Below are 12995 nucleotides of genomic sequence, written 5' to 3'. Positions count from 1 at the left end.
ATGGCCGGGCCGCGGAACATCAGCGTCAGCGAGGCAAGCCGCCCGGTGCTGCCGCGGCATGCCAAGCTGAAATATGACGAGACGCGACAGGTCTGGGTGATCCTGGCGCCGGAACGGGTGCTGGCGCCCGACGAGATCGCGGTCGAGGTCTTGCAGCTCTGCGACGGCGAGCGCAATGTCGGGAACGTCGCGGACCAGCTGGCCGCGAAATACGCCGCGCCGCGCGAAGCGATCCTGGCCGACGTCATCGTTATGCTCCAGGATCTCGCCGACAAGGGCTTTCTCACCGAGGCCCGGGAGAAGACGTCATGAGCGACCTGCTCGGCAATCTTCCGCCCGACATCAGCGACAGCCTAGCGGTGCTGGAGAAGCAACGCTCGACAGCGGAGACGTTCGGCATTCCGCTCGCCGTATTGCTCGAGATCACCCATCGCTGCCCGCTGCAATGCCCCTATTGCTCCAACCCGGTCGAGCTCGACCGCTCCGGCAAGGAGCTGACGACCGAGGAGTGGAAGAAGGTGCTGAGCGAGCTCGCCGAGATCGGCGTGCTCCAGGTGCATTTCTCCGGCGGCGAGCCGACCGCGCGGAAAGACCTCGTCGAGCTGGTCAAGCATGCCAGCGACGCCGGCCTCTACACCAATCTGATCACCTCGGCCGTGCTGCTGACGCGCGAGCGGCTGAGCGAGCTTGCGGATGCCGGGCTCTGCCATGTGCAGATCAGTTTCCAGGGTGTCGAGGAAGGCATCGCCGACCGCGTCGCCGGCTACAAGAACGGTCACCGCAAGAAGCTAGAAGTGGCGAAATGGACCCGCGAGCTCGATCTGCCGCTCACCGTGAACGCGGTGATGCACCGGCAGAACCTGCACCAGCTCCCCGACATCATCCAGATGTCTGTTGACCTCGACGCCGACCGGCTCGAGGTCGCCAATGTCCAGTATTACGGCTGGGCGCTGAAGAACCGCGCCGCGCTGATGCCGACCGTGGCGCAGCTCGACGAATGCACCCGCCTCGTCGAGGAGGCGCGCGAGCGGCTGAAGGGCACACTCGCCATCGACTATGTCGTTCCCGATTATTACGCGCTGCGGCCGAAGAAATGCATGGGCGGCTGGGGCCGCCAGTTCTTCAACATCTCGCCCGCCGGCAAGGTGCTGCCCTGCCACGCCGCCGAGAGCATCACCGGGCTCGAGTTCGAATCCGTGCGCTCCAACCATTCGATCGCCTGGATCTGGCAGAACTCGGACGCCTTCAACCGCTATCGCGGCACCGGCTGGATGAAGGAGCCGTGCAAGACCTGCGAATTCCGCGAGATCGATTTCGGCGGCTGCCGCTGCCAGGCCTTTGCGTTGACGGGCGACGCCGCCAACACCGATCCGGCCTGCGCGCTGTCGCCGCTGCACGAGACCATCTTCAAGCAGGCCGAGCGCGAGGCCGAGGGCGAGACCAACCGCTTCCTCTATCGCAATTTTGCCGGCGGCACTCTGGAATCCGGGAATGATGCCTGACGCCGACGCGGCCGCAGCGGCCAAACGCGCCGATCCCTTTGCGCCGCTGACCTCCGACATGCTCGACGTCGGCGACGGCCACGAGCTCTATGTCGAGAGCGTCGGTCGTGCTGACGGCGTCCCCGCCATCTATCTGCATGGCGGGCCCGGCAGCGGCTGCCAACCCGACCATCGCAAGCTGTTCGATCCCGAGCGCTTCTGCGCGGTGCTGTTCGACCAGCGCGGCTGCGGTCGCAGCCGGCCCAAGGGATCGCGCGAGCACAACACGACGGCGCATCTGATCGCGGACATGGAGAAGATCCGCGAGAAATTTGGCTTCGACCGCTGGATGGTGGTCGGCGGCTCCTGGGGTGCGACGCTGGCATTGGCTTATTCCGAGGCGCATCCCGAGCGTGTCTCCGGCATTGCGCTCCGCGCAACCTTCCTGGGCACCCGCGCCGAGGTCGAAACCGCTTTCACATCGCGCCTGTCACAATTCTATCCAGCGCTCTTCGAGGATTTTCTGAGCGTGCTGCCGCCCGATGAGCGCGCACACCCGGTGGACGCCTATTGGCGCCGCATCCTCGATGCCGATCCGGCCGTGCATGGTCCCGCCGCGCGGGCCTGGCACGACACCGAGCGCGTCCTGTCTGAGCACAAGGCGGCCAAGACGCGGCTGGACCTCGCATCGCTGAACGTGTGGCGCACGCTGCCTGCGACGCCGTTCATGGAGGCGCATTATTTCGTCCACGACAGCTTCATGACGGACAACCAGCTGTTGCGGAATGCGGGCAAGCTCGCCGGCATTCCCGGCATCATCGTGCAGGGCCGCTACGATCTGTTGTGCCCTCCTGAGACATCCGAGCGGCTTGCGAAAGTTTGGCCGGGTTCCGAGATTCGGATCGTGGAAGAAGCCGGACATTCGCTCTATGATGCCGGCGTGCGGGACGCAGTCATGAAGTCGATCGCCGATCTCGCGTCGAAAGCCGCGCGCTAGATCCATCTCCTCATCCTGAGGAGCGCTCCAAAAGGAGCGCGTCTCGAAGGATAAGGCCCGGATCTAGCACCGGGGCCTTCATGGTTCGCGACGCCACTTCGTGGCTCCTCGCCATGAGGGTCTGAATGGAAGGACAAGAACAATGCCGCTCGCCGGGCAAGGCATGCTGCTGACGTCGATGAACATCGACGTTCCAGATGAGGCCGATTTCAACCGCTGGTACGATCGCGAGCATCTGGAAGAGCGCGTCGCGATCGAGGGTTTCCTGGAGGCGCGGCGCTATGTCGCGCATGCCGCCAATCCCAAATATCTCTCGCTGTACTCGACCGCGACGCTCGACGTGCTCGACAGTCCCGCCTACCGGGCCCGCCTCGCCAACCAGACCGAATGGTCGCGGCGGACCATGGCGCATTTCAAGAACATGCTGCGCGTCGTCGCGCGCATCACCATCAGCAAGGGCACCGGTCGCGGCGCAGCACTCGGGCTGGTGCGGCTCCGGCCGAGCGCCGACAACGCCGGGACATGGCGTGATGCACTGCACGAAAAGCTGACGCCCGGGGAGCGCGAGGGCATCATCTCGATGCATCTGCTCGAAAGCGAGCCGGAATTGTCGGGCGCAACGGCCGACATTCCGGCGGAGCGCAATGAGGGCGCGCGCGACTGGTTCGTGCTGATCGACGGCACGCATGTCGGCGCGGTCTCCGCGGTCATTGCCGAACGCTTCACCGGTCCCGCAGCATCGCCCTTCCCGCTTCCCGTCTCCGTCGGCACTTACAGCCTGATGTGGGATCTCGCGAAGAGCGATATCGCGCCCGGCTAGCGGCCATCCGCAACGCAACATATTGCACCGCACGCATCTTGCGCGCGGCCGTTAATGCTGAGCGCGCGCAGCACCTATGAAAGCAGGTGATCGCGTAAATTTGCCGTTGTACTTCGGAACGGTTCTAATAAGCTAACCCAATGACGTCATTCATAAACCAGATCGACGCGCATTAGCGTTCGCCAAGCTCAAGAAAAGGCCGCCGGGTCTTTGGGCCTGTGCGGACAGGGTAGGAATGAAACCGACCGATATCGCGGCCCCCGACTACTTTCACAAAGTGGTCGATTGCCAGTGGGCCTGTCCTGCACACACCCCGGTTCCCGAATACATCCGACTGATCGCACAAGGCCGCTACAGCGACGCCTACATGATCAATTGGAAATCGAACGTGTTTCCCGGAATTCTGGGACGCACCTGCGATCGTCCATGCGAGCCGGCGTGCCGTCGCGGACGCGTCGAGGAAACGCCTGTCGCGATCTGCCGCCTCAAGCGCGTGGCCGCTGATTTCAAGGACGACATCAGGCAGCGGCTGCCGCGCCCCTCGCCGAAGAACGGCAAGCGCGTTGCGTTCGTCGGCGGTGGCCCCGCCTCGCTGACGGTGGCGCGCGATCTTGCCCCGCTCGGCTATCACTGCACCGTGTTCGACGGCGATCCCGAGGCCGGCGGCATGATGCGCACGCAAATCCCGAAATTCCGCCTGCCCAATTCGGTCATTGACGAGGAGACCGGCTACATCCTCGATCTCGGCGTCGAATTCAAAGGCGGCCACCGCATCGAGAGCATGAAGGCGCTGCTCGCGGAGAAATACGACGCGATCTTCGTCGGCTCCGGCGCACCGCGCGGACGCGAGCTCGACGTTCCCGGCCGGAAAGAAGCTGCCGCCAACATCCATATCGGCATCGACTGGCTGTCCTCGGTGTCGTTCGGCCACACCGACCAGATCGGCAAGCGCGTGATCGTGCTCGGCGGCGGCAACACCGCGATGGATTGCTGCCGCACCGCGCGCCGCCTCGGCGGCGCAGACGTGAAGGTCATTGTGCGCTCCGGCTTCGAGGAGATGAAGGCCTCGCCCTGGGAGAAGGAAGACGCGATCCACGAGGACGTCCCGATCCTCAACTACATGGTGCCGGTGGCATTCAAGCATGTCGCCGGCAAGCTCATCGGCGTCACCTTCCAGCACGTCAAAGCCGAATACGACGCCAAAGGCCGCCGCAATCTGGTGCCTTCGGGCGACCCCGATCAGACCATTCCCTGCGACGACGTGCTGGTCGCGGTCGGCCAGGAGAACGCCTTCCCCTGGATCGAGCAGGATTGCGGCATCGAGTTCGATAAATGGCACATGCCCAAGGTCGATCCGAAGACCTTCGTCTCGACCAATCCGAAAGTGTTTTTCGGTGGTGACGCCGCGTTCGGCCCGAAGAACATCATCTGGGCCGTGGCGCAGGGCCACGACGCCGCGCTGTCGATCCACAAGATGCTCTCGGGCGATGACATCACCGAACGGCCGCTGCCGGAGGTGCAAATCTCCTCGCAGAAGATGGGCATCCACGAATGGAGCTATGACAACGACATCTCCAACGACAAGCGCTTCAAGGTTCCGCATCGCGACAAGGTGATTGCGCTGAAGGACATCCGAACCGAGGTCGAGCTCGGCTACGACGTCAAGCTGGCGCTGGGCGAAGCCGAGCGCTGCCTGAACTGCGACGTCCAGACCGTGTTCTCGACCTCGCTCTGCATCGAGTGCGACGCCTGCGTCGACATCTGCCCGATGGACTGCATCACCTTCACTGATAATGGCGAGGAAAGCGACCTACGCCAGCGCCTGAAGGCGCCCTCGCCGCATCCGGACCAGGACCTCTACGTGTCCTCTGATCTCAAGACCGGGCGCGTGATGGTTAAGGACGAGGACGTCTGCCTGCATTGCGGGCTGTGCGCCGAGCGTTGTCCCACCGGAGCCTGGGACATGCAGAAATATTTCATCGAGATGACTTACTCAGGTTCGACATGTCCGATAAAAAGCCGCTCAGCAGCGTAAACGACTTCGTCGTCCGCTTCGCCAACGTCAACGGCTCGGGCTCGGCCAGCGCCAACGAGATGTTCGCGCGCGCGATCCTGCGTCACGGCGTTCCGGTCTCCCCCCGCAACATCTTCCCCTCCAACATCCAGGGCCTGCCGACCTGGTACGAGGTGCGGGTGACGGAAGACGGCCATCTCGGCGCCCGTGGCGGCGTCGACATGATGGTGGCGATGAACCCGCAGACCTGGGACAAGGACATCGCCGGCATCGAGCCCGGCGGCTATCTGTTCTACGATTCCACCAAGCCGATGCCGTCGACCAAATTCCGCGATGACATCACCGTGATCGGGGTGCCGCTCACCGCGATCACCAACTCGACCTACACCGATCCGCGCCAGCGCCAGCTGTTCAAGAACATCATCTATCTGGGCAGCCTCTCGGCGCTGCTCGACATGGACCCGAAGCTGATCGAGCAGCTGATCGGCGAGCAGTACAAGGGCAAGGAGAAGCTGCTCTCCTCCAACGTCCATGCGCTGCATCTCGGCCGCGACTGGGCGCTGCAGAACCTGAAATGCCCGATCGGGCTGCGGGTGAAGAAAACCGACAAGGTCGGCGACCGCATCTTCATCGAGGGCAACAGCGCCGCCGCGCTCGGTGCGGTCTATGGCGGCGCCACCGTCTGCGCATGGTATCCGATCACGCCGTCCTCGTCGGTGGCGGAAGCTTTCACCGCCCACTGCAAGAAGTACCGGCACGACCCTGAAACGGGCAAGGCGAAATACGCCATCGTGCAGGGCGAGGACGAGCTGGCTTCAATCGGTATCGTCATCGGCGCCTCCTGGAACGGCGCCCGCGCCTTCACCGCGACCTCCGGCCCCGGCATCTCCTTGATGACCGAGTTCATCGGCCTCTCCTATTTCGCCGAGATTCCGGCCGTGATCATGAACATCCAGCGCGCCGGTCCCTCGACCGGCATGCCGACCCGCACCCAGCAATGCGACATCATCGCCTGCGCCTATGCCTCGCATGGCGACACCAAGCACGTGCTGCTGTTCCCGGAAGATCCGGCTGAGGCTTTCGAGTTCGCGGCGGCCGCATTCGATCTTGCCGAACGGCTCCAGACCACGATCTTCCTGATGCTCGACCTCGACATCGGGATGAACCACCGTCTTTGCCGCCCGCTAAAGTGGGACGACGCGAAACAGTTTGACCGCGGCAAGGTGATGACCACGGAGATGCTGGAGGAAGGCCGCGACTTCGGCCGCTATCTCGACGTCGACGGCGATGGCATTCCCTACCGCACCTATCCCGGCACGCATCCGACCAAGGGCTCCTATTTCACCCGCGGCACCTCGCGCGATCGCTATGCGCGCTACTCCGAGGAAGGCTCGGTCTATGCCGACAACATGCAGCGTCTGGTGCGCAAGTTCGAGACCGCGCAGGACCTGGTCCCGCGCCCGCTCCAGGCCAACGCGGAACGGCCGACCAAATATGGCGTGATCTATTTCGGCTCGACCTCGCCGGCGATGGACGAGGCGATCGGCCTGCTGGAGGCACGCGGACATCAGCTCGACCGCCTGCGCATCCGCGCCTTCCCGTTCCACTCGAGCGTGGCGAGCTTCCTCGCCGAGCACGACTTCGTCTACGTGGTCGAACAGAACCGCGACGCCCAGCTCCGCCAGCTCATCGTCAACGAGAACGGCATCGACCCGGTGCGCCTGGTGCCGATCGTGCATTATGACGGCACACCGATCACCGCCCGTTTCATCGCAAAAGCCATTGGCGACCACCAGGATCACCTCAAGGTGACCCCGCTCCGCAAGGCCGTGTCATGACCTACATTGCAAAGCCGAAGTTTCATCATCCGGGCCTCAAGAAGAACGAGCTCGGCTACACGCACCGCGACTACGAGGGCAAGATCTCGACCCTGTGCGCCGGCTGCGGCCACGACTCGATCACGGCCTCGATCATCGAAGCCTGTTACGAGCTCTCGATCGAACCGCACCGGGTCGCGAAGATTTCGGGCATCGGGTGCTCGTCGAAGACGCCGGACTATTTCCTCGGCAACTCGCACGGCTTCAACTCGGTGCACGGCCGCATGCCCAGCGTGCTGACCGGCGCCAACCTCGCCAATCGCGATCTGATCTATCTCGGCGTCTCCGGCGACGGCGATTCCGCCTCGATCGGCTTTGGCCAGTTCGCGCATTCGATCCGGCGCGGCGTCAACATGACCTATATCGTCGAGAACAACGGCGTTTACGGCCTGACCAAGGGCCAGTTCTCGGCCACCGCCGACCGCGGCTCGAAGTCCAAGAAGGGCGTCACCAACACCGACAACGCGATCGACCTCGTCGCGATCGCGCTGCAGCTAGGGGCCACTTTCGTCGCGCGCTCGTTCTCCGGCGACAAGACCCAGCTCGTGCCGCTGATCGCCGCCGCGATCCGCCACAAGGGCGCGTCCTTCATCGACGTCATCAGCCCCTGCATCGCCTTCAACAACCACGCCGGTTCGACAAAGAGCTTCGACTATGTGCGCGAGCACAATGACGCCGTGAACCGGCTCGACGTGCTGGTCGGCCGCGATCCCATCGCCGTCGATTACGCGCCGGGAACGGTTCAGGTGGTCGAGCAGCACGACGGCAGCAAGATCGCGCTGCGCAAGATCGACGCGGATTACGACCCGCACGACCGGCTCGGTGCCCAGACCTTCCTCCAGAAGCACGCCGCCAAGGGCCAGATCGTCACCGGTCTGCTCTACGTCGATCCCGATGCGGAAGATCTGCACGCGCATCTCAACACGGTCGAGACGCCGCTCAATACGCTGGAAGCGGACACGCTGTGCCCGGGCTCGGCGGCGCTGGACAAGTTCAACGCCAGCCTGCGGTGATCATCTACCGCGCTCGCCCGGCTGCCTGACACGTATGGTGATCTTATCCGATACGACAGGTGGCTCGAACGGATAGTGCTTCGCGTCGCCCAGCACCAGCTGCAGCGTGTGCGTCCCGGGTGGAAGTTCGAGCTGGGTTTCGGTCTGCCCCGCCCCAAAGTGCAGATGCGACTTGTCCTGCGGGATCGGCTCCTTGGGATCGATGGGATCGTTGACGTCGACCAGCAAATGATGATGGCCGGCGTTCTGGTACTCGTCGCCGGCGTGCGTCACGCCCATGTTGCGCAAGCCGAACCGGACCCAGAACCCGCCGCGAACCTTCTGCCCGTCACGCGGGGTGATGAAATAAAGCTTGGCATCCTTGGGAGCGGTCTTGCCCTGCGGATAGGCGACGCCTGGAAGCAATGCGAGCGCCGCCGCCAGGGCGGCGCAACGAATGATCTGCATCGAAATGACTCCACCACTTAAGGACTTAGCGCAACGCGGAATCCATGCGTCGGATAACGAACATTGGTGTCGTAGCCATCGCGGTTGGACGGCCTCACATATCTCGAATCGTTCTTCCATGAACCCGAGCGCAGGACATGCGACGAGCAGTCCCCGCCGGTCCATGCCGAGCCGTCACCGGGTGCGCCCTGATAGGTCCTGCGCCAGCAGTCCTCGACCCACTGATCGACACCGCCACCCATATCGTGGAGGCCGAACGGATTCGGCTTGAAGCTGCCGACCTTCGCCGGCTGCTCGGCCGCGAGGTCACCGCAATCCTTGCATCCCGCCATGCCCGGCTGGAGCTTGTCGCCCCACCAATATTTCGTCTGCGTCCCTCCGCGCGCCGCGTATTCCCATTCGGCCTCGCTCGGAAGCCGATACGACTTCTTCGTGGTCCGCGCGAGCCAGGCCGCATATTGCTGCGCGTCGGTCCAGCTCACATTGGTGATCGGCGCATCGTCCTTGCCGATGGCAGTGAAGCCGCACGCCTTTGCAGCCGCGCATTCGTTCCATTCCCGCACGGTCACCGGATACTTTCCGATCGAGAACGGCTTGACCGTGACCTGGTGGACGGGACGTTCGGTCGGATCGTCATTGCTTCCCATCGCGAAGCTGCCGCCGCGAATGGCGATCATCTCGGGTTCGCGGAGCGACGTGGCCGATGGGCTTGGTGCTGGACTCGACGTCGAAGCACTTGGCGCGGAAGCACTTGGCGCCGGAGCACTTGGCGCCGGAGCGGGCGATGGAGACGATGCCGCCAATGAAGGAGACGGCTGCGGCGTTTGTGTCGCGGCTTCTCGCGGTGCAGGTTGCGGGCTCGGCGATGCGACCGGAGCAGCAGTCGGCGCGGCGGCCTGCTGGTTCGCCCTGCCCGACGGCTGCGCCAGCAGATACCACAACACACCGGAAGCGATCACGAGGAGCGTGACGCCCAGAAGGAAGATCAGGGTATTCTCGCGCCGGCCTCGCGTCCTCCCAACCGCATCTGCGTCCGGCAGCACGCGATAGACGCGCACCGGATCGGTGATGTTCTTGACCTTGCGGTCGCCGAGCGACTCATAGCCGCATACCACCTTGTGCTTGATCTGCTCGTAGATCGCGCCGGAGATGTAGACCTGACCGGGCTCGGCGATACCCTCGATGCGCGTGGCGATGTTGACGCCGTCGCCGTAGACGTCGTCCGGCTCCACGATGACGTCACCGAGATTGACGCCAATCCGATATTCGATCCGGGAGTCCTTCGGAAGCGAAGCGTTGCGCCCGACGAGATTCTGCTGAATGACGATGCTGCAGCGAACGGCCTCGACCGGACTGTCGAAGATCGCGATGAAGCCGTCTCCCGTCGTCTTCACCAACGTTCCATGGTGTTCGACGATGCTGGGCTCGATGAGATCCCGCTCGATCCGCTTGACGCGAACATGCGTGCCTTCCTCGTCGGCCTGCATCAAGCGACTGTAGGAAGCGATGTCACCGACGATGATTGCGGCGAGACGACGAGGCATCGAGCCGTGTGGAGGCGGCTCGTCATGATTTCCGGATCTGAAGTTACGAATCTCGCCCATTGCGGGGAACTCCACAAACGCGGGTGAGCTTACGACATCGAATTTCAGCTGTCTGTGAAGACTATCACATTGATGATCCGCGACAATCTCGTAGAAATCAGCGGCGCCGAGTTCCCGGGCAGAATCGCCGCAAGGATTGAACCTTCTCGGACCGACAGCGGACTAAGCCTCGCGCGACCACCCGGCAGCGCAGCCTATGCCTGCTTCGACCGCCGCTGCGATGCGCGGCATCTTACCCGATGCTGGCGATTCCTCGCCCGCTTCAGCTGACAGCCTCGGGCGCCGGTTCAGGCTCCGGCACGGAGTGGTCCGAAGGGGCCGGTCGTCCGGCGCCCCAATATTGCTTGCAGGTCTCGAGCAATGTCTTGACGTCCATGGTCAGGCCGCCCGCATTGACGATCACCTGTCAGCGCCAAGCGTCTTGTTCATCAGCGACACCGCACGCCTCAGGAAGCCCCCGGAGAATCGCCCTGCGACAAGAGGATCGAGCTTGAGCACCACGAACTTCTGCAGGCGCTGCTCCCAGATCTGTATCTTCCGCACGGAGCTCCAGGCGATGGTCTCGTCGGCGAGCCTGAGGTCGCGAATGCCGACACGGCTGATGAAGACGACCGGCGACCTGGCCGAGATCAACCTCCAGAGCATCCTGAAGGTGGCGAGGCCGAAAAACACCGCACCGACATAGCAGGCGGCGACCTCGAACGTGGTGATGTTCTTGCCTTGCTGCCACATGAATGCGAGCGCAGCGCAGAGCAGCGTCAGCAGCAGACCGGCGCCGAAAAACACCAGCAGCCGTCCCCGGGAATAGCCGATCGTAATGTTGGGCAAGTTCTGACCTACGGACATGTTCGACCGCCACCAGCCTTTTGCAGCAACCCTGGGTTTACGAACGCCCCTTCTCCCGAGTTATTAGGACTGGAACCTTGCGCGAGGCTGCCCACGGGAATGCAAGGCATCGGCACTTGAATGCTCGGCGTTCGGCTTGCGACTAACCGCCAGTCGGCTCTCACCCCCCCCTCCGATGCGGCCGTCAATGGTTCACGCGCCCGGTGCGATCATGAAAACCGCCGGAGCATCTTGTGGAGCGCCGTCTCGGCCCTGGGCGCGGCGCTTGGCGGCTCCAGCGCGAAGGCCGCGACGGAAGCCGGCACGGGCAACAAACTCAAGGTCGTCTATCACCTCAGCGACGCCGAGAAGGTCAATTTCGTGCTCGGCAACATCCAGAACCACATTGACGGCGTCGGCGGTCCCCAACACGTCACCATCGCGCTGGTGATTCACGGGCCGGCGCTGAAGGCGTTCCACCGGGCGCAGGCCAACCCCGACGTCGGCAAGCGCGTCGGCGATTTCTCCAAGGACGGTGTCGAGCTCGCGGCGTGCGCCAACACCATGAAGGCGCAGAACGTCACGCTGACGGGTTTGCTGCCGGGCTTCGTCAGCGCGGAGAAAGGCGGCGTGGTCCGTTTGGCCGAACTCCAGTCGCAGGGTTATCTCTACCTGCGGCCTTAGGGCTGCGCGCGGCGCCGCCACATTCTCCGTCATTGCGAGCGCAGCGAAGCAATCCAGTCCCTCCGCGGAGGCAGACTGGATTGCTTCGTCGCAAGGGCTCCTCGCAATGACGGTCGATAGGGTTGCGCCGGCGAGCGCCGCATCCTCCCATCGCACTTGACTTACCCATAACTCTACGGTTATGAGTTTATCCATAACTTATGGGTTATGGATTTCACATGTCCGCCGCGCACGATCTTCTGTTCAGGACGCTCGCCGATCCGACCCGGAGGGCGATCTTCGAGCGGCTGTGCCGGGAGGGCGAGCAGACGGTCGGGGCACTGACGGCGACGTCAGGCGTTTCCCAGCCGGCGGTCTCAAAACATCTCGGCGCGCTGAAGCAGGCCGGGCTGGTGCGCGACCGCCATGCGGGACGCCAGACCCACTACAGCGCGCAGCCCGGCGCGCTCAATCCGCTGATCGACTGGACCGGCCAGATGGCAGGCTTCTGGCAGAACCGGCTCGATGCTCTCGACGATCTCCTGAAGAGGATGGACCAATGACCGAAGCTGCCGCCGAGATGCGCTCCGTGGTGATCGAGCGCGAATTTGCCTTCCCGGCCGAGCGGATCTGGCGCGCGCTGACGCAGCCGCATCTGATCGAGGAATGGCTGATGAAGAACGACTTCAAGCCGGTCGTCGGTCATCGCTTCAATCTTCGCGGCGAATGGGGCGGCGTGCTGGACTGCGAGGTCCTCACCATCGAGCCGCAGCGCGCGCTCGCCTATACTTGGAATTTCTCGCATGAGGACGCGGCGTTCGATCTGAAAAGCGTGGCGACCTTCACACTGACACCGACGAACGCGGGCACGCATTTGCGCGTCGAGCAGGCGGGCTTCAGCCCGACGCTGAAACAGGCCTATGGCGGCGCGCATGCCGGCTGGAAGCAGTTTTTCGCCAAGCTGGACGAGGTGCTGGCGCGGGCTGACTAGGTCCGTCGCCGGCCTTCATTCGATCATCTCAAGAGGAGGTTTCATTGACCGGAAATATGTGGGTTCGACAAATCCATCGCTGGCTGTCGCTTGCTTTCACGCTCGCCGTCATCGCGAACATTGTTGCCCTGGCGCTGCAAATCCAGGCCACGTGGATCGGGCTGCTGGCATTCGTCCCGCTGATTCCGTTGCTCGCGACCGGGCTCTACATGTTCGCGCTGCCCCATGTCAGCCGTCGCAGCGGCGCGCGGCAAGAGGCGTGA

At 63.6% G+C, this 12995-nt stretch carries 14 protein-coding genes; 11 read left to right on the top strand and 3 right to left on the bottom strand.

The window, feature by feature from the left end:
- The 7 genes from pqqD (at nucleotide 1) to HAP41_RS11160 (ending at nucleotide 8202) form a co-directional block, all read left to right on the top strand.
- The gene (pqqD, locus tag HAP41_RS11190) at nucleotides 1-312 is read left to right on the top strand and encodes a pyrroloquinoline quinone biosynthesis peptide chaperone PqqD (protein WP_166102358.1); all 312 of its coding nucleotides are present in this window, start codon (nucleotides 1-3) and stop codon (nucleotides 310-312) included.
- Nucleotides 309-1502 carry a pyrroloquinoline quinone biosynthesis protein PqqE gene (gene pqqE, locus HAP41_RS11185; RefSeq protein WP_166102362.1) on the top strand — a complete coding sequence of 398 codons (1194 nt, stop codon included), beginning with the start codon at nucleotides 309-311 and terminating at the stop codon, nucleotides 1500-1502. The genes pqqD and pqqE overlap by 4 nt, the downstream gene beginning before the upstream one ends.
- A complete protein-coding gene (gene pip / locus HAP41_RS11180; protein WP_166102366.1) occupies nucleotides 1492-2478 on the top strand; it encodes a prolyl aminopeptidase in 987 nt (328 codons plus the stop codon). Before pqqE ends, pip begins: the two co-directional genes overlap by 11 nt.
- Nucleotides 2479-2620: 142 nt before the next feature.
- On the top strand, nucleotides 2621-3298 hold the full coding sequence (locus HAP41_RS11175; RefSeq protein ID WP_166102369.1) for a DUF4286 family protein: 678 nt from the start codon (nucleotides 2621-2623) through the stop codon (nucleotides 3296-3298).
- Nucleotides 3299-3533: 235 nt separating this feature from the next.
- Entirely contained in the window at nucleotides 3534-5333 is a 1800-nt protein-coding gene (locus HAP41_RS11170; RefSeq protein WP_166102372.1) for an FAD-dependent oxidoreductase, read from the top strand.
- Complete coding sequence (locus tag HAP41_RS11165) at nucleotides 5303-7150, top strand: 2-oxoacid:acceptor oxidoreductase subunit alpha (protein WP_166102378.1); 1848 nt, start codon at nucleotides 5303-5305, stop codon at nucleotides 7148-7150. Before HAP41_RS11170 ends, HAP41_RS11165 begins: the two co-directional genes overlap by 31 nt.
- Nucleotides 7147-8202, top strand: a complete 1056-nt coding sequence (locus HAP41_RS11160) for a 2-oxoacid:ferredoxin oxidoreductase subunit beta (protein ID WP_014492810.1) — start codon at nucleotides 7147-7149, stop codon at nucleotides 8200-8202. The genes HAP41_RS11165 and HAP41_RS11160 overlap by 4 nt, the downstream gene beginning before the upstream one ends.
- Here the strand turns inward: HAP41_RS11160 and HAP41_RS11155 are convergent, their stop codons facing one another.
- From HAP41_RS11155 to HAP41_RS11145, 3 genes are all read right to left on the bottom strand, one after another.
- Nucleotides 8203-8649: a DUF4399 domain-containing protein gene (locus HAP41_RS11155; protein WP_166102381.1), complete on the bottom strand. Its 447-nt coding sequence runs from the start codon at nucleotides 8647-8649 to the stop codon at nucleotides 8203-8205.
- 17 nt (nucleotides 8650-8666) lie between these two features.
- Nucleotides 8667-10253, bottom strand: coding sequence for an SUMF1/EgtB/PvdO family nonheme iron enzyme (locus HAP41_RS11150; protein ID WP_166102399.1), 1587 nt, complete (start codon nucleotides 10251-10253; stop codon nucleotides 8667-8669).
- Between the two features lie 399 nt (nucleotides 10254-10652).
- Nucleotides 10653-11099 carry an STM3941 family protein gene (locus tag HAP41_RS11145; protein ID WP_224580884.1) on the bottom strand — a complete coding sequence of 149 codons (447 nt, stop codon included), beginning with the start codon at nucleotides 11097-11099 and terminating at the stop codon, nucleotides 10653-10655.
- 231 nt (nucleotides 11100-11330) lie between these two features.
- On the opposite strand from HAP41_RS11145, the gene HAP41_RS11140 reads away from it, so the two are divergent.
- From HAP41_RS11140 to HAP41_RS11125, 4 genes are all read left to right on the top strand, one after another.
- Complete coding sequence (locus tag HAP41_RS11140; RefSeq protein ID WP_175618536.1) at nucleotides 11331-11762, top strand: DsrE family protein; 432 nt, start codon at nucleotides 11331-11333, stop codon at nucleotides 11760-11762.
- A 218-nt stretch (nucleotides 11763-11980) separates the two neighbouring features.
- On the top strand, nucleotides 11981-12304 hold the full coding sequence (locus HAP41_RS11135; protein WP_028147048.1) for an ArsR/SmtB family transcription factor: 324 nt from the start codon (nucleotides 11981-11983) through the stop codon (nucleotides 12302-12304).
- The gene (locus HAP41_RS11130; protein WP_166102416.1) at nucleotides 12301-12732 is read left to right on the top strand and encodes an SRPBCC family protein; all 432 of its coding nucleotides are present in this window, start codon (nucleotides 12301-12303) and stop codon (nucleotides 12730-12732) included. Before HAP41_RS11135 ends, HAP41_RS11130 begins: the two co-directional genes overlap by 4 nt.
- A 44-nt stretch (nucleotides 12733-12776) precedes the next feature.
- Nucleotides 12777-12995, top strand: coding sequence for a hypothetical protein (locus tag HAP41_RS11125; RefSeq protein WP_166102418.1), 219 nt, complete (start codon nucleotides 12777-12779; stop codon nucleotides 12993-12995).

Origin of the sequence: Bradyrhizobium barranii subsp. apii, assembly GCF_011516635.5 — a bacterium.
Classification (GTDB): Bacteria; Pseudomonadota; Alphaproteobacteria; order Rhizobiales; family Xanthobacteraceae; genus Bradyrhizobium; species Bradyrhizobium barranii.
Note: the sequence above shows the minus strand (reverse complement) of the source record. Positions and strands in the feature narration are given on the sequence as shown.

Excerpts from the sequence above, each read along its gene's own strand:
- pqqD (WP_166102358.1), top strand. The coding sequence starts at position 1 with ATGGCCGGGCCGCGGAACATCAGCGTCAGCGAGGCAAGCCGCCCGGTG.
- pqqE (WP_166102362.1), top strand. The coding sequence starts at position 309 with ATGAGCGACCTGCTCGGCAATCTTCCGCCCGACATCAGCGACAGCCTA.
- pip (WP_166102366.1), top strand. The coding sequence starts at position 1,492 with ATGATGCCTGACGCCGACGCGGCCGCAGCGGCCAAACGCGCCGATCCC.
- HAP41_RS11175 (WP_166102369.1), top strand. The coding sequence starts at position 2,621 with ATGCCGCTCGCCGGGCAAGGCATGCTGCTGACGTCGATGAACATCGAC.
- HAP41_RS11170 (WP_166102372.1), top strand. The coding sequence starts at position 3,534 with ATGAAACCGACCGATATCGCGGCCCCCGACTACTTTCACAAAGTGGTC.
- HAP41_RS11165 (WP_166102378.1), top strand. The coding sequence starts at position 5,303 with ATGTCCGATAAAAAGCCGCTCAGCAGCGTAAACGACTTCGTCGTCCGC.
- HAP41_RS11160 (WP_014492810.1), top strand. The coding sequence starts at position 7,147 with ATGACCTACATTGCAAAGCCGAAGTTTCATCATCCGGGCCTCAAGAAG.
- HAP41_RS11155 (WP_166102381.1), bottom strand. The coding sequence starts at position 8,649 with ATGCAGATCATTCGTTGCGCCGCCCTGGCGGCGGCGCTCGCATTGCTT.
- HAP41_RS11150 (WP_166102399.1), bottom strand. The coding sequence starts at position 10,253 with ATGGGCGAGATTCGTAACTTCAGATCCGGAAATCATGACGAGCCGCCT.
- HAP41_RS11145 (WP_224580884.1), bottom strand. The coding sequence starts at position 11,099 with ATGTCCGTAGGTCAGAACTTGCCCAACATTACGATCGGCTATTCCCGG.
- HAP41_RS11135 (WP_028147048.1), top strand. The coding sequence starts at position 11,981 with ATGTCCGCCGCGCACGATCTTCTGTTCAGGACGCTCGCCGATCCGACC.
- HAP41_RS11130 (WP_166102416.1), top strand. The coding sequence starts at position 12,301 with ATGACCGAAGCTGCCGCCGAGATGCGCTCCGTGGTGATCGAGCGCGAA.